This is a genomic window from Fulvivirga lutea (genome assembly GCF_017068455.1).
Classification (GTDB): domain Bacteria; phylum Bacteroidota; class Bacteroidia; order Cytophagales; family Cyclobacteriaceae; genus Fulvivirga; species Fulvivirga lutea.
Map to the genome: position 1 here is coordinate 3,059,325 of NZ_CP070608.1, position 23,859 is coordinate 3,083,183.

The 23,859-nt window shown below is 36.9% G+C and carries 22 protein-coding genes; 9 read left to right on the forward strand and 13 right to left on the reverse strand.

Translation table 11 applies throughout. The features are described 5' to 3' along the window. The first annotated feature begins 15 nt into the window (after positions 1 to 15). Positions 16 to 1,278: a TolC family protein gene (locus JR347_RS13700; RefSeq protein ID WP_205721157.1), complete on the forward strand. Its 1,263-nt coding sequence runs from the start codon at positions 16 to 18 to the stop codon at positions 1,276 to 1,278. A gap of 1 nt (position 1,279) precedes the next feature. Here JR347_RS13700 and JR347_RS13705 read toward each other — a convergent pair whose 3' ends face one another. Next, the gene (locus JR347_RS13705; protein WP_205721158.1) at positions 1,280 to 1,969 is read right to left on the reverse strand and encodes an alpha/beta fold hydrolase; all 690 of its coding nucleotides are present in this window, start codon (positions 1,967 to 1,969) and stop codon (positions 1,280 to 1,282) included. 243 nt (positions 1,970 to 2,212) lie between these two features. Between JR347_RS13705 and JR347_RS13710 the strand changes: the two genes are divergently transcribed. Genes JR347_RS13710 through JR347_RS13725 form a run of 4 tightly spaced genes read left to right on the forward strand, consistent with a single transcriptional unit; the run spans position 2,213 to position 6,151 of the window. Continuing rightward, positions 2,213 to 3,598, forward strand: a complete 1,386-nt coding sequence (locus JR347_RS13710; protein WP_205723917.1) for a circularly permuted type 2 ATP-grasp protein — start codon at positions 2,213 to 2,215, stop codon at positions 3,596 to 3,598. Positions 3,599 to 3,616: 18 nt separating this feature from the next. After that, complete coding sequence (locus JR347_RS13715; RefSeq protein ID WP_205721159.1) at positions 3,617 to 4,597, forward strand: alpha-E domain-containing protein; 981 nt, start codon at positions 3,617 to 3,619, stop codon at positions 4,595 to 4,597. Then, entirely contained in the window at positions 4,594 to 5,349 is a 756-nt protein-coding gene (locus tag JR347_RS13720; RefSeq protein WP_205721160.1) for a peptidase, read from the forward strand. The genes JR347_RS13715 and JR347_RS13720 overlap by 4 nt, the downstream gene beginning before the upstream one ends. After that, positions 5,339 to 6,151, forward strand: coding sequence for a transglutaminase family protein (locus JR347_RS13725; RefSeq protein WP_205721161.1), 813 nt, complete (start codon positions 5,339 to 5,341; stop codon positions 6,149 to 6,151). Before JR347_RS13720 ends, JR347_RS13725 begins: the two co-directional genes overlap by 11 nt. A gap of 10 nt (positions 6,152 to 6,161) precedes the next feature. On the opposite strand, the gene JR347_RS13730 is transcribed toward JR347_RS13725, so the two are convergent. The 11 genes from JR347_RS13730 to JR347_RS13780 form a co-directional block, all read right to left on the reverse strand. Next, positions 6,162 to 6,740 carry a peroxiredoxin-like family protein gene (locus JR347_RS13730; RefSeq protein ID WP_205721162.1) on the reverse strand — a complete coding sequence of 193 codons (579 nt, stop codon included), beginning with the start codon at positions 6,738 to 6,740 and terminating at the stop codon, positions 6,162 to 6,164. 111 nt (positions 6,741 to 6,851) lie between these two features. Continuing rightward, positions 6,852 to 7,487, reverse strand: coding sequence for a peroxiredoxin (locus JR347_RS13735; protein WP_205721163.1), 636 nt, complete (start codon positions 7,485 to 7,487; stop codon positions 6,852 to 6,854). Between the two features lie 177 nt (positions 7,488 to 7,664). Continuing rightward, positions 7,665 to 8,012 carry a 50S ribosomal protein L20 gene (rplT, locus tag JR347_RS13740; RefSeq protein WP_205721164.1) on the reverse strand — a complete coding sequence of 116 codons (348 nt, stop codon included), beginning with the start codon at positions 8,010 to 8,012 and terminating at the stop codon, positions 7,665 to 7,667. Between the two features lie 102 nt (positions 8,013 to 8,114). Next, the gene (rpmI, locus tag JR347_RS13745) at positions 8,115 to 8,309 is read right to left on the reverse strand and encodes a 50S ribosomal protein L35 (RefSeq protein WP_205721165.1); all 195 of its coding nucleotides are present in this window, start codon (positions 8,307 to 8,309) and stop codon (positions 8,115 to 8,117) included. 28 nt (positions 8,310 to 8,337) lie between these two features. Further along, a complete protein-coding gene (infC, locus tag JR347_RS13750; RefSeq protein ID WP_205723918.1) occupies positions 8,338 to 8,898 on the reverse strand; it encodes a translation initiation factor IF-3 in 561 nt (186 codons plus the stop codon). 113 nt (positions 8,899 to 9,011) lie between these two features. After that, a complete protein-coding gene (gene thrS / locus JR347_RS13755) occupies positions 9,012 to 10,937 on the reverse strand; it encodes a threonine--tRNA ligase (RefSeq protein ID WP_394369425.1) in 1,926 nt (641 codons plus the stop codon). A 10-nt stretch (positions 10,938 to 10,947) separates the two neighbouring features. Next, positions 10,948 to 12,045, reverse strand: coding sequence for a tetratricopeptide repeat protein (locus JR347_RS13760; RefSeq protein WP_205721167.1), 1,098 nt, complete (start codon positions 12,043 to 12,045; stop codon positions 10,948 to 10,950). A 1-nt stretch (position 12,046) separates the two neighbouring features. Further along, on the reverse strand, positions 12,047 to 14,545 hold the full coding sequence (locus JR347_RS13765; RefSeq protein ID WP_205721168.1) for a DUF5686 and carboxypeptidase-like regulatory domain-containing protein: 2,499 nt from the start codon (positions 14,543 to 14,545) through the stop codon (positions 12,047 to 12,049). 96 nt (positions 14,546 to 14,641) lie between these two features. Beyond that, entirely contained in the window at positions 14,642 to 17,329 is a 2,688-nt protein-coding gene (locus JR347_RS13770) for a DNA gyrase/topoisomerase IV subunit A (protein ID WP_205721169.1), read from the reverse strand. Between the two features lie 10 nt (positions 17,330 to 17,339). Further along, a complete protein-coding gene (locus JR347_RS13775; RefSeq protein WP_205721170.1) occupies positions 17,340 to 19,202 on the reverse strand; it encodes a DNA topoisomerase IV subunit B in 1,863 nt (620 codons plus the stop codon). A gap of 170 nt (positions 19,203 to 19,372) precedes the next feature. Continuing rightward, positions 19,373 to 19,810: a hypothetical protein gene (locus JR347_RS13780; RefSeq protein ID WP_205721171.1), complete on the reverse strand. Its 438-nt coding sequence runs from the start codon at positions 19,808 to 19,810 to the stop codon at positions 19,373 to 19,375. 116 nt (positions 19,811 to 19,926) lie between these two features. Between JR347_RS13780 and JR347_RS13785 the strand changes: the two genes are divergently transcribed. From JR347_RS13785 to JR347_RS13795, 3 genes are read left to right on the forward strand one after another with little or no spacing between them, the layout of a single operon-like run. Next, entirely contained in the window at positions 19,927 to 21,147 is a 1,221-nt protein-coding gene (locus JR347_RS13785) for a sterol desaturase family protein (RefSeq protein ID WP_205721172.1), read from the forward strand. Continuing rightward, positions 21,144 to 21,509 (forward strand): hypothetical protein, encoded by a 366-nt coding sequence (locus JR347_RS13790; protein ID WP_205721173.1) that lies wholly within the window; start codon positions 21,144 to 21,146, stop codon positions 21,507 to 21,509. Before JR347_RS13785 ends, JR347_RS13790 begins: the two co-directional genes overlap by 4 nt. A gap of 58 nt (positions 21,510 to 21,567) precedes the next feature. Then, entirely contained in the window at positions 21,568 to 21,987 is a 420-nt protein-coding gene (locus JR347_RS13795; protein WP_205721174.1) for an arsenate reductase family protein, read from the forward strand. On the opposite strand, the gene JR347_RS13800 is transcribed toward JR347_RS13795, so the two are convergent. Next, a complete protein-coding gene (locus JR347_RS13800) occupies positions 21,984 to 22,811 on the reverse strand; it encodes a CvfB family protein (protein ID WP_205721175.1) in 828 nt (275 codons plus the stop codon). The two genes, JR347_RS13795 and JR347_RS13800, sit on opposite strands and share 4 nt — an antisense overlap. Positions 22,812 to 22,899: 88 nt before the next feature. Here JR347_RS13800 and JR347_RS13805 point away from each other — a divergent pair, with 88 nt between their 5' ends. After that, entirely contained in the window at positions 22,900 to 23,790 is an 891-nt protein-coding gene (locus JR347_RS13805) for a 3-hydroxybutyryl-CoA dehydrogenase (RefSeq protein WP_205721176.1), read from the forward strand. The last annotated feature ends 69 nt before the right edge of the window (positions 23,791 to 23,859 follow it).

Consider the following 23,859-nt stretch of genomic DNA (forward strand, 5'->3'; position numbering starts at 1 on the left):
CTAATTATTCTATTAATGTTTTCAGCAAGCAGTTGGGCTCAGGAAAAACTCACCCTTGAGAATGCTATTGAGTTGGCAATGGAAAATAACTATGGAATTAAGATTGCAAAAGGCACCCAACAAATTGCAGAAAATAACTACACATTAGGAAATGCAGGTTTCCTCCCTACTGTCACATTATCGGCCAATCAGAATAATTCTTTGGTAAATGGCGAGCAAATTGTAGGTGGTGATGTCCGAGATATTGATAACCAAGAGAACAAATCAACTACCATAGGAGGCAATATCAATTGGACCATTTTTGATGGAACCCGAATGTTTGTCAACTACGATATTTTAAAGTCTCAGAATATTCAATCGCAGGAAGCTTTAGATTTTGCCATTCAGACAACGATATACAATGTAGCTACAAATTATTACTTGGCTGCCTTAGAAAAAGAGCGTTTAAAACTTTTACAAAGTAATCTAGAACTTTCTGAAGATAGACTCAAAATTGCAAAGGATAAATATGAACTGGGGAAAGGATCAAAATTGGAATATTTACAAGCACAGGTAGATTACAATACTGATCAATCAAATATCCTTAGTCAAAAGCAGGTTTTAGAAAATCAAAAACTAGAGTTGGTAAGGCAAATGAATGCCAAAAGTGAATCAGAATTTGACCTGGACAACACCTTATTGTTCGATAGAAATATAACACTGGACGATCTATTAAATTCAATACAAACTAATAAAGAGCTCAATGTCTTGGAAAGAGCTAAAGAAATAGCTGAGCTTCAGGAAAAAGCATCGAAAGCCGATAGATTGCCCAACCTTTCAGTATTTGCGGGATATAATTATTCTGAAACTCAAAGAGCTGTAGGTTTTACATTTGAAAGCTCCACAACTGATCTTTCTTACGGTTTTAATGCCAGTGTCACATTATTTAATGGGTTCAATATCAATCGAGTAATTCAGAACACTAAAATCAATAAAGAAATAGCTGAGTTAAACTACGAGCAGCGAATGTTTGATCTTGAAACTTCTATAAGGCAGCAGTTTCTTAGTTATTTAAACAGTATTGAGTTAATAAATATTGAAGAGAAAAACGTGGCTGTAGCAAAAGAGAATAATGAAATAGCCAAAGAAAGATATGATATAGGGCTATCTAATCCTGTTGAGTATAGAGAATCTCAGACTAATTTAATTGCAGCAGAAACCAGAAAACAAAATGCAGAATATTCAGCTAAACTAGCGGAAATTCAATTAAAGTATTTAGCAGGTATAAGGATAAAATAAACTATTGGAATGCTTCAGTAATAATTTGCATTAACTGGCCATTGTCTCTTAAGGCTTTAACAACTTCATGGTCGCCTTCACTCATTCCTATCAAAACTAAATTATCATGGCTGTCCTTAAGTCTTTCAGCATGATTTTTATCCAGTCGATGCTTCTTGGAATAGTATATCTGGATTTGGGTATGAGTACCTATTCCCTTTCGTAAAATATCTTTCAAATCGAAATAATCAGTTTCAGCTTGATCTGAAGTATGTAGTGCTTTCATCTCATTTGCCCAGCGAAAATCCCAATAATAAAACCGTTTGAGTCTTCCAATAAACGTTTGGGGAGCAAAAGCAATAACAGCATCTACTTTTAACAAATTGCCGAAAAGAATAGCGGCATACCCTCCCATTGAATTGCCAATAAAACAAACACGCTTATAATTTCCTTCATGCAAGAGCTCTTGAAGATAGTCTTTAATAGCTCCAATGCTATTCAGTTCTTCACTTACTCCTTTGTGATACCAGGCCTGATTAAAGTCTCTAATAAACACTTTATCACAATCCAGTTTATTCAATGAATTGAAGAACTCAAATACAGGAATACCTAAACCTTGCCTTATACCGCCAAAAGAAACAAGCAAGTTACTCTTACCTGCTAATTCCGTGTAAATAGGGCTATGGTCATTGTTGTTTCTGTCGCTATGCAAGAATCATTATTTTAAATCACAAGTAAAATTAGGGAAAAAGAATCCTCACCATAATAACTTATGCTAGTTGAATTGAATACTCAGTTAAAACTAAATTGAAATAACACAAGCCAAATCCCAGATAACCCGTCAAAAGTTTAAGATTCCCCTATTTTATTCGTATTTTTTATCAAACGGTTTTAACTAAATACCCTATCTATTTTGCTATTCGATAATTATCCTATTCAACAACACTATGATGAGATGTTTGAAGAGAGCGGTTCATGTCGTTCTAATTATGTAGAGCTACGCGAGAAACTCGACAATTACTCAGACAAAAAGCTAAAGCAATTACAGCACAGCACAGACAAAGCCCAAAAATCAATGGGTATGACATTTAATGTCTATCACGATAGCAAAGGCATTGAAAAAATATTGCATCTGGATTTGATACCCAGGATAATAAAAGGCAGTGAATGGAAAGTAATCGATGAAGGTCTCCAGCAACGTATTGAAGCCATCAATTTGTTTTTGGATGATATTTACAAAGATCAAAAAATTCTAAAGGATAAGGTAGTGCCCAAGGAAATGATTCTTTCCAGCAGCGACTATCTTGACCCCTGTGTAGGGTTAAAACCTCCTAAAGGTATTTGGTGCCACATTACTGGCAGCGATATAGTTAGAGATGCTAAAGGACAGTTTTATGTTTTAGAAGATAATTTACGATGCCCATCAGGTGTTTCGTATTTATTAGAAAATAGAGAAATTATTAAGCAGGCATTTCCTCAATTATTTGCGAGTTTGGGCGTAAGACCAGTATCAGAGTATCCTGGCAAGCTATTGAACATGTTAGAATACATGAGCGATAAGGAAAACCCTACAGTTGCTGTTCTAACACCGGGAATTCACAATTCAGCCTATTTTGAACACTCCTATTTGGCTCAACAAATGGGGGCAGAACTGGTAACAGGTCAAGATTTAATGGTGCAGGACAATAAAGTGTACATGCAAACCACTAAAGGTCTTGAGCAAGTGGATTCCATTTATAGAAGGATTGATGACAAGTTCATAGACCCAATGGCGTTTAATCCTAAATCGCTGCTTGGTGTACCAGGTTTATTCGAAGCTTATAAAGCCGGTAACGTGGCAATAGCTAATGCGCCAGGTACTGGTGTTGCCGATGATAAGGCTGTTTACACCTATGTACCCAAAATTATCAAGTACTATTTAGATCAGGATCCAATTATCGAAAATGTGCCAACCTACATGTGCTCCGAAAAAGATGATTTGCAGTATGTTTTAGAAAACATTAAAGATCTGGTAGTGAAGGAAACCAATGCTGCGGGTGGTTATGGTATGTTAATTGGACCAAAAGCTACCACAGAAGAGCACGAAAAATTTAAGAAATTGGTGAAAGCGACCCCAAGAAATTACATAGCTCAACCTACCCTTTCACTCTCTACTGTCCCCACTTTTGGTGAAGAGGGATTTGCACCGCGCCACGTGGACTTAAGACCATATGCTTTATATGGTAAGTCTATTGATATTATTCCCGGAGCACTTACAAGAGTTGCCATGGTGAAAGATTCTTTAGTGGTTAACTCCTCGCAAGGTGGCGGTAGTAAAGATACGTGGGTATTATTCGATTAAATTAAAAAGAGAACTTATATGTTAAGCAGAGTTGCTGATTCAATATTTTGGTTAGGAAGATACACTGAAAGAGCTGAAAATTATGCTCGTTTCATTGACGTCAATTTCAATTTATCCCTCGATTTACCTCCCGGTATAGAAGAGCAGTGGGATCCACTAATCCAAGCTACGGCAGGTATGGAGCAATACACCGAGTTATTTGGTGATAAAAAGACCAGATCAAATGCCATCTATTTCCTGGCTTTTGATGAGCGTAATCCTAATTCAATCATATCATCAGTCACATTCGCACGTGAAAATGCACGAATTGTTCGGGAAAACATACCAAGGGAAACATGGGAGGTACTTAACGAATTACATTACTACGTTCAAGAAGCTTATAGCCAGAAAATCTGGAAGAAAGAAGACCCTAAACATTGTTTTAAGCACATAAAAAATCAAATACAATTGCTAAATGGTATAGCCTATGATAATGTACCGAGAACTCAAGGTTGGTATTTCTCTCAACTAGGCAAATACATGGAGCGTGCAGATAAAACGTCCAGAATATTAGATGTAAAGTATCATTTTTTACTTCCTTCTGTAGCTGATGTGGGCAGTCCATTAGACTTTCTGCACTGGGTCGCATTGCTTAAGTCAGTAAGTGCATTTAATTCTTACAGGCGTTTGTATGGTAATATTAAACCGGATTTAATAGTTAATTATTTGGTACTTAACCGTTATTTCCCCCGTTCTGTACTTTTTTGCCTCATTGAAGTAGAAGAATGTCTGCATGCTATTTCCGAATCTAAACATGGATTTTCCAATGCAGCAGAGAAGGCTATTGGTAGCTTGCGTTCAGACTTAGAATTCGCAGATATCAACGATATTTTTGATATAGGGCTGCATGAATACTTAGATCAGCTTCAATTGAGATTAAATAGTATATCGGATAGTATTTATGACCAGTATTTCAAAATTCAACCTAACTTCACCGAACAATTTCAAACTCAAGAATGACATATTGTTTAGGCATATTTAGCAAAGAAGGTATAATCGGACTCGCTGACACACGAATAACTTCAGGCAGCGATACCACAACCTCTAAAAAGATTTTTACCGTGCAGCGGGATAAGCACTCCTATTTTATCATGACTTCAGGGTTACGCTCTGTCAGAGATAAGGCCATTACCTATTTTAGTGAAGTTATTGAAGATCAAGACAAAGAGTTTAACAAGCTATATAAGGCAGTAAACAAATTTGGCGATCAGGTAAAGCGAGTGGCTGAAGAAGATAAAAAAAACCTCGATGCTGCAGGTCTCAACTTCAATTTATCTGCCATAGTAGGTGGCCAGTTGGAAGAGGACAAAGAACCGAAGCTTTACCTGCTGTATCCGCAGGGAAATTGGATTGAAATTGGAGAAGGTACCCCTTTTGTGATTATTGGAAATTCAGGTTTCGGCACTCCCATCTTAAAAAGGTCCTTAACCTTTAATTCAAGCTTAGAGTTTGGCCTGAAGAGTGGTTTTTTATCGTTTGATGCGACCAGAATATCTGCCAATGATGTGGACTACCCTATTGATACTGTTGTATTGAAAAAAGATCAATTTCAATTAATTGAGCATCGGTTCGAAGAAAAAGACCTTGGCCACATTGCTGATTTTTGGAATAATAAGCTAAGTGCTGCCATAGACAAGCTACCAGCAGACAAATTGAATAACGCGATTAACGTTACTCAAGAACATACTCCAAAACCTGTGAATGAAACTTAAGATCAAACATACAACCAGCTATTTATATCAAGATAAAGTCTTTCCTGAACCTCATCATCTATACTTCTATCCTCAGAATAGAAGTTACTTAACTGTTCTTGATCATACTATAGAAATCGCTCCAAAACCTGATGGCAGGGCAATTAGGCTAGATGTAGAGAATAATAGTTATGAGCAATGTTGGTTTAACAATCTTACAGATCAATTAACTGTAAATGTATTAATGACCCTCGAAGTTTCTGAGTTAAACCAGTTCAATTTTTTAGTAGAAGAAAAGTCAAAAACGAATCATACCAGTGCTATCAAATTGTATTTAGAGCATCAGCTTTTGCTAAATGAAGAGTTAGTAAGTTGGCTGGAAGATGTTGAAAATAATAACCCGGTACAGTTTGTTGGGGCATTGTGTCACAAGATCCATAAAAAGTGGGATCATACTACAAGTTATTCCCCAGATTTACTAGACCCTAATAGCTGCTTTAATTCAGACGCTGCATCATGTAGAGACCTGGCATGGATGATGATCCAAATGTTAAGACACAAAGGTTATCCTGCCAGGTTTGTAAGTGGTTATAGTTACAACCCTGAAATAACGGGCCACGAACTACACGCTTGGGTAGAGGTTTGGGTGGCCGGAGCCGGATGGATCGGAATAGACCCATCTTCAGGTTTATTTATTACTGAACTTTATATACCTCTCGCCACGAGTTATCATCCCGTTAATACACTGCCTGTGCAAGGCTCATTTAGAGGTAATGGAACTTCAGAACTTCAAACCAAAGTAGATATTGATCTTATAGATTGACTTCTATTGGTTAAATGACTTTATCATATTCTTTTCCATTCGCAAAAGATATAATTTCATCTACCAACATTCTACTATTCAAGCGTTCTGAGTAGTGCAACTTTCTTATAATCAGATCTTCATCTAATAAGAATTCCGCTGGCATTGTTTTAATGGATTCATCACCAGCCATTAAATGCATAGGAACTCCAGTTTTACCCGCTCTTATAGCCGTCTGTACAAAGGTAGTGATATGACTTACAGCTGATTTATAACCTGATTTTTCGATTCCATATGCTTTGTACCAGGTATTCTCAGGGTCTGAGATAATAGGAACGGGTGACACCTCTTTATGGAATGTACTTCTTAATATGATTTCCTTTTTTGATTCGAAGAAGAAAATCATTTCCATATTATTCAACTCCTTTTTTGCATACAATTTTGTGAGTGCATGCACTCGCATATTACAAAAAGGGCAACCAGCATGCCTGTAAAAACCTATTAAGGTTTTTTTACCTTTATAATCTTCCAGATTGATTTGTCTTCCAAAAACATCCGTTAGATTGAATATGGGTGCTGTTATTTCTGATTGAAGTCTATTATTGTTCATGTTTATATATACGTATTTAATTGTATCTGCAGATGTTTTAAAATAGTTGGCACTTACACAAAAGGCTAAGTAATCTACTTAGCCTTTTGTGTAAGAAATAATAAATATAAATTACTTATCTGGTTGAGGCGTCATCCTCAAATATGGTTTAATAACGGTATGTCCTTTTGGAAATTTAGCCGGTATATCCTCTGTTTTAATGGCAGGAACCACTACCACGTCCTGACCTTGCTGCCAATCTGCTGGCGTAGCTACACTGAAGTTTGCCGTTAATTGCAAAGAATCGATAACTCTAAGTATTTCAGCAAAGTTTCTTCCTGTACTTGCCGGGTAAGTAATAGAAGCTTTAATCTTTTTATCAGGGCCAATGAAAAATACGGATCTAACGGTGGCTGTTGCAGAGGCATTTGGATGTATCATATCATACGCTGTTGCTACAACTCTATCAGGATCAGCTATAATTGGAAAATTAACCACAGTGTTTTGTGTTTCATTAATGTCTTTTATCCACCCCTGATGTGACTCTAAATCATCAACACTAACTGCTAATACCTTTGTATTGCGTTTTTCAAATTCAGATTTTAGTTGCGCTGTTCGCCCTAACTCAGTAGTACAAACTGGTGTATAATCAGCAGGGTGAGAATATAAAATACCCCAGCTATCACCTAGCCACTGATGAAAATCAATTTTTCCCTCTGTTGTTTCTACCTGAAAATCCGGAGCGTCATCTCCTAATCTTAATGCCATATTATTAGAATTTAGTGGGTTAATAAATGTTCTGTTATAGAACGCTACAGGGACTATAGAAGTTTACTAATTGTATTAAGTAATTAATAATACATATGTGTAGCTCCAAAATAGCTTAGAAACAAAAAGCCCTGACAAAACTGTCAGGGCTTTTAAATACAGATCGTGGTTAAACGTTTATTTGCTTACTTTCTTTACAATTGCTTCGAAAGCCTCTGGATGATTCATTGCTAAGTCAGCTAGTACCTTTCTGTTTAGATCGATATTAGCTTTCTTTAAATTACCCATTAATTGAGAATAAGACATTCCGTGCATTCTAGCTCCAGCATTAATACGCTGAATCCATAATTTTCTAAAATCTCTTTTCTTAGCTTTTCTATCGCGGTAAGCGTAAGTCCAACCTTTTTCGACAGCGTTTTTAGCTACTGTCCATACATTACTTCTTCTTCCCCAATAACCTTTAGCGGCTTTAAGGATTCTTTTTCTTCTAGCTTTTGAAGCTACGTGATTAACTGATCTTGGCATTTTTTTTAATTGTTTTTGACTATTGGCGTCCTAATTGAATAGAATCTTTGCTGGTGCCTAATAATCGGGTTAAAATTTAAAACCTGAGTATTGAACTTTAAACTAGATGTTTAACTGTTCTTTGATACTCTTTTCATCTGACTTATGAACTAATGTCATATGGGTCAGATTTCTTTTCTGCTTTGTTTCTTTTTTAGTCAAGATATGGCTCTTAAAAGCGTGCTTACGCTTTATCTTGCCAGTACCTGTAAGCTTGAATCTCTTCTTCGCTCCTGACTTAGTTTTAACTTTTGGCATTTTATATAATTATTATCGATCTGTATTCTTATTTCTTTTTAGCCGGTTTAGGCGCTACGAACATAATCATTCGTTTACCTTCCAACTTAGGTAGTTGTTCTACCTTACCATAGTCTTCAAGCGCTTGAGCAAATTTTAATAATAAGATTTCTCCACGCTCTTTAAAAACAATGGTTCTTCCTACGAAGTGAACATAAGCTTTAACCTTAGATCCTTCTTTTAGAAAGTTAATCGCATGGTTTAATTTAAAATTAAAGTCATGCTCCTCGGTGTTAGGCCCAAAACGGATTTCTTTGATTACCGTTTTTTGAGCTTTCGCCTTTATCTCTTTCTGTTTTTTCTTTTGTTCGTACTTGAACTTTGAGTAATCAATGATTTTACAAACCGGAGGATCTGCCTTTGGTGATATTTCCACTAAGTCTAGATTCTGTTGCTTAGCCAGTTCTAGTGCTTTACTTATGGGATATACATCTACCTTAACATTTTCACCAACAACCCTCACATTGCGAGCAGTTATAAGTTCATTAACTCTATAGGGCTCTTCTACTCTCCCTCGAGGCCCTCTTCTCTGAAATCTTTGTTTACTAATTGTTACCTCCTTTAGTTTACCTTGAAAAAACAGTTTGCAAATATCAACATATATTTTCGTTAATCAAAAAGTATAAAATCTTTTTAAATATTGATCAACAGTTGATTTATCGATTAAATTGAGACATTTTTTTCAAAATGTCCAATGAACTCTTCAATACTCATACTTCCTAAGTCCCCCTCTCCATGTCGTCTAACAGAAATTTCTCTATTAGCTTCTTCCTTCTCCCCTACAATCAGCATGAAAGGTACTTTTTTAACTTCAGCATCACGTATCTTTCTACCAATCTTTTCATCTCTACTATCCAAGAATCCTCTAATATCTTTTTCATTGAGCAAAGTCTTCAATTCCTCCGCATAGGTATGATACTTTTCAGATATAGGTAGTATAGCAATTTGATCTGGCGCAAGCCATAGTGGAAAATTACCGGCACAATGTTCAATTAGCACAGCCACAAATCGTTCCATAGAACCAAATGGTGCACGGTGAATCATTACCGGCCTGTGCTTTTGATTATCAGAGCCTGTATATTCTAATTCAAATCGCTCAGGTAAAGTATAATCCACCTGTATAGTTCCCAATTGCCAACTTCTACCCAAAGCATCTTTCACCATAAAATCCAGTTTAGGGCCATAAAATGCAGCTTCACCTTCAACAGAAACTGTAATTAGGCCGCGCTCATCGGCTGCTTCCTGTATCTCTCTCTCAGCACGATCCCACAACTCATCTTTACCTATATATTTAGCTTTATTATTTTGATCACGCAATGAAACCTGAGCGGTGTAGTTTTCAAACCCTAGTGCTTTGAAAGTGTACAACACAAGGTCTATTACTTTGACAAACTCGTTCTTAACCTGATCTGGCCTGCAAAATATGTGGGCATCATCTTGAGTAAAACCTCTTACTCTTGTTAGGCCGTGCAACTCACCACTTTGCTCATAACGATAAACCGTTCCAAACTCTGCAAGTCTTACTGGCAGATCTTTATACGACCTTGGTTTTGAATTATATATTTCACAATGGTGAGGGCAGTTCATTGGTTTTAACAAGAACTCCTCATCTTCATTCGGTGTCTTTATTGGCTGAAATGAATCAGCACCGTATTTTTCATAGTGCCCTGAAGTTACGTACAGCTGCTTGGAACCAATATGCGGTGTAACTACCGGATCATAGCCTGCTTTTACCTGGGCTTTACGCATAAAGTTCTCAAGCCTCTCTCGAAGAATTGTTCCTTTAGGTAACCATAGAGGCAGACCCATGCCCACCTTCTCAGAGAAAGTGAATAGTTCTAATTCTTTACCAAGCTTTCTATGATCTCTTTTTTTAGCTTCTTCTAACCTTTCCAAGTATTCAGAAAGCTCCTTTTGCTTAGGAAATGTGATGCCATAGATACGTGTTAGCTGCTTTCTGGTCTCATCTCCGCGCCAGTAGGCACCTGCAACACTCATTAACTTTATTGCTTTTATCAGCCCTGTATGAGGTATATGCGGCCCACGGCACAAATCTGTAAAATTACCTTGCTGATAAAATGTAATTGTTCCATCTTCCAAGTCATTGATGAGCTCTATTTTGTACTCATCGCCCTTATCTTTGAAGTATTTAAGTGCATCAGATTTTGAAATTTCACTTCTGGAAAATTCATTCTTATTGCGTGCAAGTTCGGTCATCTTCTTTTCAACAGCCGCTAGCTCTTCATCGCCAAAATCAAGATCACCTAAATCCACATCATAATAAAATCCGTTTTCAATGGGTGGGCCAATTCCAAATTTTACCCCAGGATATAATTCTTCTAACGCCTCTGCTAAAACGTGAGCAGAAGAATGCCAAAACGTTGACTTACCTTCCTGATCATTCCAGGTTAAGAGTTGTACTGTAGCATCTTCATTTATAGGCCTTGAAGAATCCCACACTTCTCCATTCACTTTCGCAGATAATACATTTCTGGCGAGGCCTTCACTAATGCTCATGGCCACATCATGGCTGGTAACCCCTTTATTAAACTCTTTAATTGTCCCGTCAGGGAGAGTGATTTTAATCATTCCGCTCATATTACTGATTCACGTCTTTTCTTTCAACAACAGGTGGAGCACTTGTTCGAATGCTATCAAAAGTTCTTTCCTGTTGCTGTAATCGCCACAAATATGCAATTTTTCTATTCAACTTATCCAGTTCATCTAATGCAATTGCATCAGTTGAATCATATTTAACTAAAGCTTCATAATACAACTTAGATTCATTGTATTCCCGTAAATTATCAAGTGACCTGGCGACAAGCAATTGTGCCTCTCGGTTGGTGATACTATCACTGAGCAGAGAGTTTTTTGCCAGCATCAAGGCTGTATCGTATTGGTTGAGTTGATAATAATACAACGACATATTATTTAACAATACACTGGATGTATCTACTACTTCCTTTAGGTTTTTATAAATTGATATGGCACTGTCGTATGATTTTCTATTCGCATAAATGTCGGCCTGCAATAACAAGAAGCTTTGATTATCATCATTCTTATTCAGATAGCTTGAAATATATCTTTCAGCTAATGTTGGATTTTTATATTTATAAATTTGATAAAGCGATTCATAAGGCCTTGGTAATTCGGGAGAGACATCAATTGCCTTTGTATAACTGGAGATTGCCGTAGCAGTATCTTTAAGGCTCAAATAAATATCACCTTTAAGCGAGAGGTTCTCTGCAGAGTAATTGAAGTCGAGTAATCGCTGTATCGCTTTTTCAGCGTTATCGGCCTCATTAAGCTTTAAATAGTTTATTGCCAGGAGTTTATAAAGCTCATAGTTTCTAAGGCCCCGTTGTTCTGCCTGTAGCGCAGAATTGATACTCTGCTGTATGTCACCTTTATTAAATAATATTTGACTTTGAAGTAAGTAAGATTCCTGATAGGTAGGATCTAGCTCTAGAGACTTTTGAACATCTATTAATGCACGGGAGTAATTATTCAACTTGAGGTTGACTTCCGCTCGTTTAAAATAAGTGAGCTGGTTGGCTTCACCAGACTCAATCATCTCATCTAGGTATGCCAGAGCATCATTTTCACTTGCCTCTGTTTCTATTGAGACCATACTGTGCCTGGAGTGGCGTTTGCAACCACACAATAAAATAAGTGCTATTAGGATGAGTTGTTTCATTCTATAGAATGAATTGGAAACTAAATTTGACGGCAAATTTTGAGGCGTCTGGATTGTCAAGATAAGTGAGTCGGTGTAAGAAGTCAACTCTTAACACTTTAAAGATATTTTCTACACCATAACCCAATTCTACATATGGATCATCAGTAAGTCTGCCGATCTGTTGCACTTCCACCCCATTCTCATCAAACTCCGGTAATAAGTTTAAATTATCGGTGTCAAGATAACCGTAGAGCACGTTTGCAGTTGCCACCAGCCTCCATTTGAGCTTTTTCATTACAGGAATTCTATTGAGGACAAACCCTTCAAAGTAATGGTTATACCTTAAAGAGGCATAGGTTGAACTGGCAAACTCAGAGAAATTCATAAGGTTGAAAGCTGCTTGCGAAAAGAATGTTGATTCGTTACCTATATGAGCCTTTAGCAATGGGTATGGTAGCGTTTCAAAAATATGTTCAGCGGAAATATCAAAATTTGAGGTACCAAATAGACCTAGTCTCAAATCCTTCTGTATATTAACTCCCATTCGATTATAGGAGAAATCACTGCCTGCTATACCTGCAATCCCTCTGGTGTACCTAACAGTAAATATTGGCCATTTATTAGCTCCCAAGCTGATTCTATCATTCTCATTTTGAATAAACAACTCATCTTTAGCAAACCTGGACTCAATAGTTACTTCAGCTGTTTGAATCTCACGTTCAAGGGGTGAGTCCATGCTTTCAGGCTCTGTTCTGTAAGCAAAGCTGTATAGTGGATCGAATGTTCTGTAATTAAAGGTTATTTTTTGATTATATCCTTTAAATAATTCGCGCTGAGCAATGAGCTTAAACTGATTGTAATAGTATGGGCGCACCAAATTGCCAAACTTTGTAGCTGTTAAAAAGACTGAATATCCAATTAAATCTTCGGCAGACAACCCCACCTGGTCGATGTCATGGGTATATTGTGCTTGAATGGTTGTCCATCTATCCCTCGACATGATTCTTTTTACAAAACCATTATATTTAAATTCATCATCTCTAGTACCATAAGCTAAAAAGCCTCCGAAAATCCAACGGTTACTAAAGTCAGAATTGGTTCTTAATCCTAATTGAAAACGATGACCTTCTATTGTATTGTTAGCGTAAATAGATAAATAAGGACCCACATCAAACTTGCCAAATTTCTTATAACCATTAACGGCTATGTTGATTATTTCTGTATACGTTTTAACAATTGGAATATTTTTGAGTGTGTCAATCATACGATATACACTCATTTCAGTTGGGCTTAGTGGTTCGTGTCGCTTGCTTTCCCAAAATTCATCTGTATTACCGATACTAAAGTCTTCAGCAACAACAATTGGCTTTTCATAGAACTTGTTTTCAAAAGGTTTATTCACCTCAATATCCTGATTTGAAGTATAGAATTTAGCCAAAACCCCTGCCATGTTCTCAGTGATTTCACCAATATCTAGCAATATTCTATTTTTAGTTGGTATCCATGCCCCTGCTTCCGTTTTGGTCAATTCCTGCTGGATTTTGATCTTTTCTATATAGTTAAGATTAGCTGTTTTGGTGACTGTTGCATCTATCTGCTTTAGTGCATATTCATTTTTTGTAATCCACATGGTGCCATAAAAGGCTAAGTCTTGCTCTCTTTTAGGGTAAAAGTCTAGTCTGTAGCAATAGTCATTGCCCACCATGGCACTATCAAGCAGGTCATAATCGTAATATAACTTCCAGCCATCTGCAATGGGTGATACAAAATCTTTACTTACGATATTGAGCCAGTTTTGATAGAAGTTATACTCTTGAAAAGAAGAACCTATAAATTGTGAAACCAGTGAGCCATCCTCCACCCCAACACCAGTAATTTTAGATTTAAGAATTTTCTCGTGTTTTAGCTCTGGGTTATTTCTAAAATAGAATTGTGAGATGGTTTCTGAGATAAATACCGGTAAGATAGGTTTGCCATCCTCACCAGCTATTTGCTCCACACTATCCATTACCTGAGTAATTTTCTTAACAAACTTCTTCTTTTTAAATCTGTCAGTAATATTATCCACATCCACTTCCACCTTAGAATAGGTCTCGTATTGATAGGCATTAAGTGACTTTTTATCATTAATTGGTTTGTTGGCAACAACATTACGTAAGATAGGGTAAGCGGGATTTTCTCCAGCTATAAAAACAACTTCCTGAAGCGTTGCTACCTCCTCCTGAAGCTGAAAATTAACAACTTGTGTTTGCCCATACTTTATTGGCTTCACCTTCGCTTTATACCCAATATATGAACAAAGAACCGAATCAACTTTTAAACCAATTTCAACCTTATAGTATCCTTCAAAATCAGTTGTAGTACCTGTTGACTGGTCTTTAAATATTACATTGGCAAAAGGTATGGGGTCACCTGTAGACGCATCTGTAACACGACCTGAAACGACTGTTCTTTGTGCGCTTGCAGACCATGTAATCAGAAAGAAAATTGATAGTAAAATAACCCTGTCTAACCTCACCGGACCATTACATTTTTTGAACTAAGGGGCAAAGTAAATTAATAGCAATTAGATAAACCCACCTTAAAGCAATTTTTTCATAGAATAATTAATAAATTAGAAATCTAGCTCAATCGTTTCACCAGCGTTGTAGCCAGCAGAACCTTTTGATTCTTTTTTTGCTTCGGTTTTAACCTCTTTGTCAGACTCTACTACCTCATCCTTAGCTTCAGTTTTCGGTTCTTCTTTTGCTGCTGCTTCTTTGGGTTTTTCCTGCTCTTTTTCAGGTTCAGATGATTCTAATAGTTTTACCTTTTTTACATCGTGCTGATGAAGTCTATTACCTAAAGCCTTCCACCCTTTTATATCAATAAGATCATTCAAGTTTAATTCTTCCTTCAGCTTATCTTTTGATTTTCCCTTAACGTATTCTACTTCGATTTTCGGATTAGCGGCTGTAGTGGCAAGAACTAATTTTGAACCTGATGATTCACTGATAAACAAAAATTTCTTACCTGTAGTAGTAGTTTCTACTAAAAATCGCTTAACAAGGTAATTCTTACTCTCGCCTTCATAATGCACTGCTGATATTGGTCGATCAGGATTAAATTTAGTAATGTGAACCACTTTATTTGGCTCATACCTGTTAGTGAGTTCGTAAGATGTTAGCTCATAAGAACCATCATTGTATATCACTAGTATGTTATCATCGCCATTAAAATTACCGATGTGTTTACCTCGCTCATCCTTATTTAACCTGCCCACATTTTCGTCATACCAGATATCCAAACCACTTAAAGTGGATACTCCTTCAGATTTCAATTCAATTTTTCGTACAGGGTACTTGGTTAGAATATTTCCGCCAGCACCCCTTCCTTTGATATCAATGGTAGAAAAATCGAAATCAAACACCTTTATTCTCGCTTTGGCTCCCGAAGTTAATTTTACTGTTACTGTTTCAGCCTCACCATTAGGGTTGGCAGTTAAGTATAGTGTTTTAGACCCTTTGGCTCCTTTAGTTAAATCGTATTCTTTATCTCTGGTTATGGCTGTTACTTGAAACCTTTTAACCATGGATCTACCCGTTTTACCATCAAGGTAAACCATATTATAAGTCATACGATCGTCTCCCTTATTCCAAACCCCAACGTGCATAATGTCTTTGCCCATGAAGGTTTTATCTGAAATTCTGGAAACCATTAGCTTTCCATCTCTTCTAATAGCAATGATGTCATCAAGGTCTGAGCACTCGCATACAAATTCGTCCTTCTTAAGGCCATAACCAACCATACCATCTTGTCGATTAACATAGAGCTTTTGATTATTAGCGGCTACTATGGTTGTATCAATCGAATCAAATGATTTTATTTCAGTCTTACGCTCTCTTCCTTTTCCATATTTATCTAAAAGATTAGAATAGTAATCAATTGCATAGTCTGTGATATGAGCCAGATTATACTCAGTTTCTTTCAGTTCTTCCTCCAGCCTTTTCAACAACTCATCCGCTTTGAAAGAGTCAAATTTTGAAATTCTTTTGATCTTAATTTCAGTTAATTTGACAATGTCTTCTTCAATTATCTCTCTATAGAATTGCTTTTTATAAGGATCTAAACCTTTATCAATGGTTTCAATAACAGCTTCCCAGGTTTCGCACTCTTCAATATCTCTGTAGATTCTGTTTTCTATAAAAATTCGTTCTAATGAAGAAAACAAAATCTTCTCCATCAGCTCGGCTTTCCTTATTTCAAGCTCCTGAGTGAGAAGGCTAACTGTTTTATCCGTATTTAATTTTAGTATTTCATTAACAGGAATAAACAGTGGCTTCTCATCAATAATGACACATGCGTTTGGTGAAATTGAAACCTCACAATCGGTAAATGCATACAATGCATCGATAGTAATGTCTGGTGATTGGCCAGGCGCGAGATCAACAATTATCTCCACATCTTTGGCAGTGTTATCAACTACCTTTTTAATCTTGATTTTACCCTTATCATTAGCCTTAATGATGGATTCAATTAATCCAGTTGTAGTGGTACCAAATGGTATATCTTTAATTATGAGGGATTTTTTATCCTGCTCTTCTATTTTGGCTCTAACCTTTATTTTACCTCCTCTTAGGCCTTGGTTGTACTCAGAAAAATCAGCCATGCCACCAGTGGCAAAATCAGGGTAGATTTTAACCTTTTTGCCTTTTAAGACATCAATAGAAGCTTTAATAAGTTCACAAAAATTGTGAGGTAGTATTTTAGTAGACAATCCAACCGCTATTCCTTCTACACCTTGTGCCAATAATAATGGGAATTTAACCGGAAGTGTTACTGGCTCCCTCTTTCTACCATCATAGGACAGTTGCCACTCTGTAGTTTGTGGGTTATAGAGAATATCAAGGGCAAACTTCGAAGGTCTGGCTTCAATATATCTAGGTGCGGCAGCGCTGTCGCCAGTTCTAATGTCACCCCAGTTACCTTGGGTGTCTATCAATAAATCTTTCTGGCCAATATTAACCATAGCATCGGCTATTGACGCATCTCCATGTGGATGATACTGCATAGTTTGGCCAATAACATTGGCTACTTTGTTGTACCTACCATCATCCATTTCCTTCAACGCATGCATGATTCTACGCTGAACAGGCTTAAACCCATCTTCTATGGCAGGTACTGCTCTTTCTAAAATTACATACGATGCATACTCCAGAAACCAGTTTTGGTACATACCGGAAACCGGTGTAACATCATGGATTACATCCTCTTTGTCATAATTCTCATGTGCCTCGCCTTGAGGCTCTTTATCTTCAGCCATTAATTATGATTTATACTACTTCTGCTTCAACAATGTCTTTTTCAATCTTCAAATTACCAACGATAAACTCTTGCCTATCGGGTGTGTTTTTACCCATATAAAATTCGAGCAATTGTTTTATTGAAGTTTCTTTATTTAAAATGATAGGATCAAGACGGATGTCTTCACCAATAAAATTCCCAAACTCTTCCGGAGAGATTTCCCCTAACCCCTTAAACCTTGTTATTTCTGGCTTATTGCCAAGTTTAGCAATTGCTGCCTTGCGTTCTTCATCAGAATAACAATAAATTGTTTCCTTCTTATTTCTTACCCTAAACAGAGGCGTATCTAAAATATAAACGTGGCCTTGTTTTACTAATTCAGGGAAAAACTGGAGGAAAAATGTTAACAATAATAGGCGAATGTGCATGCCATCCACATCAGCATCTGTGGCGATAACTATTTTTCTATATCTCAACCCTTCAATGCCATCTTCAATATTTAATGCATGCTGTAGTAAGTTAAATTCCTCATTTTCATACACGACCTTTTTAGTGAGGTTAAAACAGTTCAAAGGCTTTCCTCTCAAACTAAATACCGCCTGTGTCTGCACATCACGCGACTTGGTGATAGAACCACTGGCAGAGTCACCCTCGGTGATGAAGATCATAGTTTCATCAACCCTATCCCCTTTTTTGTCATCATAGTGGAGGCGGCAATCCCTTAGCTTCTTGTTATGTAGATTGGCCTTTTTAGCTCGTTCATTCGCCAACTTCTTAATACCAGCTATTTCCTTACGCTCACGTTCCGACTGCAGAATACGCTTTAGCAACGCATCAGCCACCTCATTATTTCTATGCAGGAAGTTGTCCAATTCGGTTTTTAAAAAGTCGTTTATAAATGTTCGCATGGTTGGACCATCCGGACCTACATTTTGAGAACCAAGCTTCGTTTTAGTTTGAGACTCGAACACTGGTTCTTGTACTCTCACTGCTATCGCACCAACTATAGAAGCTCTTACATCAGTGGCGTCAAAATCCTTCTTATAAAAATCTCTAATGGTTCTCACAAGGGCCTCTCTAAAAGCTGCTAGGTGCGTTCCTCCTTGCGTAGTATATTGTCCATTAACAAATGAATAATATTCCTCACCATATTGGTTACAATGAGAAAGAGCTACTTCAATATCCTCGCCTTTTAAATGAACGATGGGATAACGAAGTGTCTCAACATCTGTTTTGCGCTCCAATAAGTCTCTTAAACCATTTTCTGAATGGAATTTCTGGCCATTGAAGTTGATAGTTAGTCCTGAATTGAGGAATACATAGTTCCAAATGAGGTCGTTCAGATAATCAGGAATGAAATTAAAGTTTTTAAACACAGTGTCGTCTGGTTCGAAACAGATTAGTGTACCATTTCTACCGCTGGATTTAACTATTTTGGCATCATTCTTTACATTGCCTCGTTCAAACTCGGCTACTTTTGTCTCTCCATCTCTGAATGATTGAACTTTGAAATAGTTAGATAATGCGTTTACTGCTTTTGTACCAACACCATTAAGACCTACTGACTTCTGAAATGCACCTGAATCGTATTTACCACCTGTGTTAATCTTTGAAACACAGTCCACCACTTTACCTAACGGAATACCACGACCATAATCCCTAACTTCAACCCGATGATCAGTAATTTTCACATCAATGGTTTTACCGTAACCCATCATGTGCTCATCGATACAATTATCTATCACTTCTTTTACCAAGACGTAGATACCATCATCTTGCGCAGAACCATCGCCCAACTTACCAATGTACATTCCGGGTCTTAAACGAATGTGCTCTTTCCAATCAAGAGACTTAATACTATCCTCGGTATATGCTACTTGCTCAACTGCCATAAAAAAATTATCTAAAATACCTGCTCAACGAGCGAATAAACACCAAAAATAACACTATTTCAAGCGGCTTAACTATATTGATTTTCAAGGTCTTATGAATCACAAAAGATTCAGAACTACTTAACTTGCAGAAAGTTAGATAGTTAAAAGCACATGAGTAAAATAAAGGTTTAAGACGATATTTTTTCTTTCACCAGAAAAATAGGCAGAGTCATAGCGCAAATGATCACTGCCCCCAAAGAAACAAAAATTAAATAACCAATGCTCTGATAATTGAAGTTCTCACCGCCATTGAAAATTTGAAGGAATGAGAGCACCACAATTAAGAAAAAATTCAACGCTGAGGCCAGTCCCATTAACCACCCCTTAATAAATTCAGCCATTCTATTGTCTTGCTTTCGTAACCGCCACGAAAGTATGTAGAAAGTGAAATTAGAGACTGTAATTATGGTTAAGGCCAGAAAAAAGAATGTTTCACGGTCTAATCCTTCCAGTTCATTGTTTACAAATATTAATTGATCTTCTCTGAAACCGGCATATACGAATAGTAAGAATGCGGAAGCAGATACCAAAGTTGTAAACCAAAGGGCTTTAATAAGTCTGTTCATAGTTGATTATTATCAGATTGCGAAATTAGAACTATCACCGTTTAGTCAAAATAGAATTAAGAGATGTTTAATGAAATTCATTAAATTTACATTATTCTGCATGCAGCTAATATCAAATGAATATTAACCCAATTATACTTTCTATCCCCATTTACTTTCTATTAATCGGAATAGAATTAATTATCCAATGGGTAACAAAAAAGAAGCTATATAGGTTAAATGATGCCGTTACAAACATATCTTGTGGAATTACTCAACAGTTATCTGGCATCTTTTTAAAAGTTCTTGGTGTTGGGGCTTATGTTTTAGTTTACAATTATTTGCACATATTTGAAATACCATCTACTTGGTATTGGTTTATCGTGTTATTTATAGGCGCAGACTTTTTCTACTATTGGGCGCATAGAATGAGTCATGAAATCAATCTGTTTTGGGGAGGTCATGTGGTGCATCATCAAAGTGAAGATTACAATTTCTCAGTAGCGCTCAGGCAGGGTTCTTTCCAAATTATATGGACATTTTTCTTCTATTTCCCATTGGCCATTATTGGTTTCAAGCCGGTTGATTTTGTGTTTGTATCTGCACTTGTAACAGTGTACCAATTCTGGATTCATACAGAAACAATCAACAAAATGGGCTGGTTTGAATTACTATTTAATACTCCCTCCCATCATCGGGTACACCATGGTAGAGACCCGAAATACATTGATAAAAACCACGCTGGTGTATTTATTATTTGGGATAAGATGTTTGGTACCTTCCAAAAAGAAGAAGAAAAGCCTACTTATGGAATAACCAAGCCCATTAATAGTTGGAATCCGGTATGGGTCAACCTAGATCACTATGCCCAGATGGTTAAACAATGGCCTCAGATTAAAGGTGCGAATAACAAGCTAAAATTCTTATTCAATAAACCGGGATGGCTACCCGAAGAATTGGGCGGCTATCAGGCGCCACCAGAAGTTGATAAAACAACCTATGCAAAATACAACACTCAAACACCAATACGACTGAATGCTTATGTATTGTTCCAATATGTTATTGCTCTAGGTATTACTGCACTGTTCCTTTTTAATTACTCAAAATTAGATTTAGTCTATCAAATTGGTGCAGTATTATCAATTATGGTAACGGTAGTTAGTGCTGGTGCTTTATTGGATAACAAATCTTGGGGTTATCCTATCGAAATTTCGAGGCTGATTATTTTCCTTGCCATTGGAGTCTTTATTGCATTTATGTTTTCAATTAACTGGCTTTATTTTATTAGTGTTGCATATTTGATTCTTTCAATAGTAGTTTTGCCTGCTCGTACTAAATCTGCAGAACTAGCTAAATGAAATATATAACCCTCCTAATTCTAATAACTCTATTTTCTTGCAACAAAAGCCTAGACCTCCCAAATGTGGATGAAGCATCATGGCAAAGTGATTCAAACGGCTGCAATGGCAACAGATTTGAGCAGTTACAGTCTATTCAGACAGATAAAGATTTAATCAAGGGCTTGAATCAGGATGAAATAATTGCTGTATTGGGCAAGCCTGACCAAAATGAGTTATATAAAAGAAATCAAAAGTTTTTTATCTATAACATTACACCAACCAACTGCCCGAATAAGGAGGATGAATCCCCTCGACAATACCTAAGCATACGATTTAATGCTACCGGGCTGGCTAAAGAAATCATCATTTACCAGGAATAATCAGTTTCTTATTTCGGTTTTTTTTTCTAACTTATTGATTCAAATCAAACCGAAAAGAATGAGTAGTATCCAATTTCATCCAAACGAGCTGTTACTAGTTTATAACGACCCGAACTCCACCACAGGTAAGCAAACACGTGCGTATGCCAAATCTGTGTCTAACAACGTGAATGAGGTGGACTTAAGAAACGTAAAGTTAACAACCACTCTTTGGAAAGAAATTGTGAATATGCTTAAGCTTCATCCAGAGGAAATAATGGATAAAGGCAGCAAAGCTTTCCAAGAGAAAATAGCTGACAATCATTACACGATGACTGGTTTGTTAGACGCCCTGGCGCATACCCCGGAATTACTAAAAGCTCCGATAGCCATCTATCACAACAGAGCCGTTTTCTGTCAGAAACCAACTGACATATTAAGGTTAGAAGTAAATAGTAAAACTAGTTTCAAAGTTCCGCCACACTTACGAAGAGACTAATGAATCAGTTTAATTCCTGATTCAAGCAATTCAACCTTCTTGCTTTTGTAAAGTCCGCCAAGGGCTTTTTTAAAGGCCTTTTTGCTCATTTTTAATTCTCGCTGTATCTCTTCAGGCGAAGATTTATCATGAAGCGGTAATTCACCACCATTCTTTTCCAGAGCTTCAATCAATCGCTTTGTATTTTCATCTATAGCCTCCACTCCCACTTTATTCAATCTAAGATCAAGTTTACCATCTTCCCTCACTTTGGAAATATATCCTTTCAACTCATCGCCCACTCTTACTGGTTGAAAAAGTTCATTCTTATAGAGTAAACCAGAGTAGCGCTGATTCACTACGCTTTGATAACCCAAATCAGATTCATCAAAAACAAGAATATCCACTGGGTCACCTTCATTCAGTTGACTGGTGTCTTTATCTAAAAACACGTTGAGCTTGCCGACACCTAAAAGCCGGTCCGTTTTATGATCGAGACAAATTCTAACAACCTGAATATCTCCTATTTCATACCTTCTGGGCTGCTCCTTAATTGGTACAAATAAATCCTTCTCAAGGCCCCAATCCATAAACGCACCATGTGGAGCTTTATCTTTTACCTGTAATGCTACGAAGTCATTTAGCTTGCCAAATGGCTCCAATGTAGTTGCCAGTAACCTGTCTTCAGAGTCTCTGTGTAGAAAAACACGTATAAAATCACCTACTTTATAACCGTCAGGCACATATTTAATAGGCAACAAAACATCGCCTAAATCTGATTTTAAATACATTCCAAAATCTACCTCACGCAGTATTTCCAGCTCGTAAAATTCGCCTATTGTCATGGTGGCAATTTACCAACAATTGATATCTATACGCTGCATTTTTTTATATATTTGCCACCCTCAAAGCGTAAATCAAAATCTTATATCTATGAAAAATATAGCAGTAATTGGTTCGGGAACAATGGGAAATGGTATAGCACATGTCTTCGCCCAAACCGGTTATAAAGTTTCGTTAATCGACATATCAGCACCGGCTTTAGAAAAAGCTATTGCCACCATTTCTAAAAACCTTGACCGCCAAATTGCCAAAGAGAAAATAACAGAAGCCGATAAGAAAAGCACTTTGGATAACATTACATCCTTCACGGATATGAAAAAGGGTGTTAAAGGGTGCGATCTGGTTGTTGAAGCTGCTACTGAAAACGTTGACCTGAAACTAAAGATATTCAAAGATCTTGATGAAGCATGCGATGCTAATACTATACTTGCTACAAATACCTCATCGATTTCAATAACCAAAATTGCAGCTGTAACCAAAAGAGCTGATAAAGTTATTGGTATGCACTTTATGAACCCTGTACCTGTGATGAAATTGGTAGAGGTAATCAGAGGTTATAATACGAGCAATGAGGTGACAGAAAAAATCATGTCAATGTCTAAAGACCTAGGCAAAGTTCCTGTAGAAGTAAATGATTACCCGGGATTTGTAGCTAACCGAATTTTAATGCCTATGATTAATGAAGCTATTTATTCGCTTTATGAAAGTGTGGCTGGCGTTGAAGAGATAGATACAGTAATGAAGTTGGGGATGGCGCACCCAATGGGACCGCTACAACTAGCAGATTTTATTGGTTTAGATGTATGCCTATCAATACTAAATGTTCTTTACGAGGGCTTTGGAAATCCAAAATATGCACCTTGCCCATTATTAGTAAATATGGTCGAGGCTGGTCACAAAGGGGTTAAGTCTGGTAGTGGATTTTATTCCTGGGGACATGGCACTAAAGACCTGATAGTAGCAGATCAATTTAAGAAATAATTGCTAATTGATTATAAAAAAAGGGTTCTGCATTACTTAATACAGAACCCTTTTTACTTACAGGCAATT

Excerpts from the sequence above, each read along its gene's own strand:
- JR347_RS13700 (WP_205721157.1), top strand. The coding sequence starts at position 16 with ATGTTTTCAGCAAGCAGTTGGGCTCAGGAAAAACTCACCCTTGAGAAT.
- JR347_RS13710 (WP_205723917.1), top strand. The coding sequence starts at position 2,213 with ATGTTTGAAGAGAGCGGTTCATGTCGTTCTAATTATGTAGAGCTACGC.
- JR347_RS13715 (WP_205721159.1), top strand. The coding sequence starts at position 3,617 with ATGTTAAGCAGAGTTGCTGATTCAATATTTTGGTTAGGAAGATACACT.
- JR347_RS13720 (WP_205721160.1), top strand. The coding sequence starts at position 4,594 with ATGACATATTGTTTAGGCATATTTAGCAAAGAAGGTATAATCGGACTC.
- JR347_RS13725 (WP_205721161.1), top strand. The coding sequence starts at position 5,339 with ATGAAACTTAAGATCAAACATACAACCAGCTATTTATATCAAGATAAA.
- JR347_RS13730 (WP_205721162.1), bottom strand. The coding sequence starts at position 6,740 with ATGAACAATAATAGACTTCAATCAGAAATAACAGCACCCATATTCAAT.
- JR347_RS13735 (WP_205721163.1), bottom strand. The coding sequence starts at position 7,487 with ATGGCATTAAGATTAGGAGATGACGCTCCGGATTTTCAGGTAGAAACA.
- rplT (WP_205721164.1), bottom strand. The coding sequence starts at position 8,012 with ATGCCAAGATCAGTTAATCACGTAGCTTCAAAAGCTAGAAGAAAAAGA.
- rpmI (WP_205721165.1), bottom strand. The coding sequence starts at position 8,309 with ATGCCAAAAGTTAAAACTAAGTCAGGAGCGAAGAAGAGATTCAAGCTT.
- thrS (WP_394369425.1), bottom strand. The coding sequence starts at position 10,937 with ATGATTAAAATCACTCTCCCTGACGGGACAATTAAAGAGTTTAATAAA.
- JR347_RS13760 (WP_205721167.1), bottom strand. The coding sequence starts at position 12,045 with ATGAAACAACTCATCCTAATAGCACTTATTTTATTGTGTGGTTGCAAA.
- JR347_RS13770 (WP_205721169.1), bottom strand. The coding sequence starts at position 17,329 with ATGGCTGAAGATAAAGAGCCTCAAGGCGAGGCACATGAGAATTATGAC.
- JR347_RS13775 (WP_205721170.1), bottom strand. The coding sequence starts at position 19,202 with ATGGCAGTTGAGCAAGTAGCATATACCGAGGATAGTATTAAGTCTCTT.
- JR347_RS13780 (WP_205721171.1), bottom strand. The coding sequence starts at position 19,810 with ATGAACAGACTTATTAAAGCCCTTTGGTTTACAACTTTGGTATCTGCT.
- JR347_RS13785 (WP_205721172.1), top strand. The coding sequence starts at position 19,927 with ATGAATATTAACCCAATTATACTTTCTATCCCCATTTACTTTCTATTA.
- JR347_RS13790 (WP_205721173.1), top strand. The coding sequence starts at position 21,144 with ATGAAATATATAACCCTCCTAATTCTAATAACTCTATTTTCTTGCAAC.
- JR347_RS13795 (WP_205721174.1), top strand. The coding sequence starts at position 21,568 with ATGAGTAGTATCCAATTTCATCCAAACGAGCTGTTACTAGTTTATAAC.
- JR347_RS13800 (WP_205721175.1), bottom strand. The coding sequence starts at position 22,811 with ATGACAATAGGCGAATTTTACGAGCTGGAAATACTGCGTGAGGTAGAT.
- JR347_RS13805 (WP_205721176.1), top strand. The coding sequence starts at position 22,900 with ATGAAAAATATAGCAGTAATTGGTTCGGGAACAATGGGAAATGGTATA.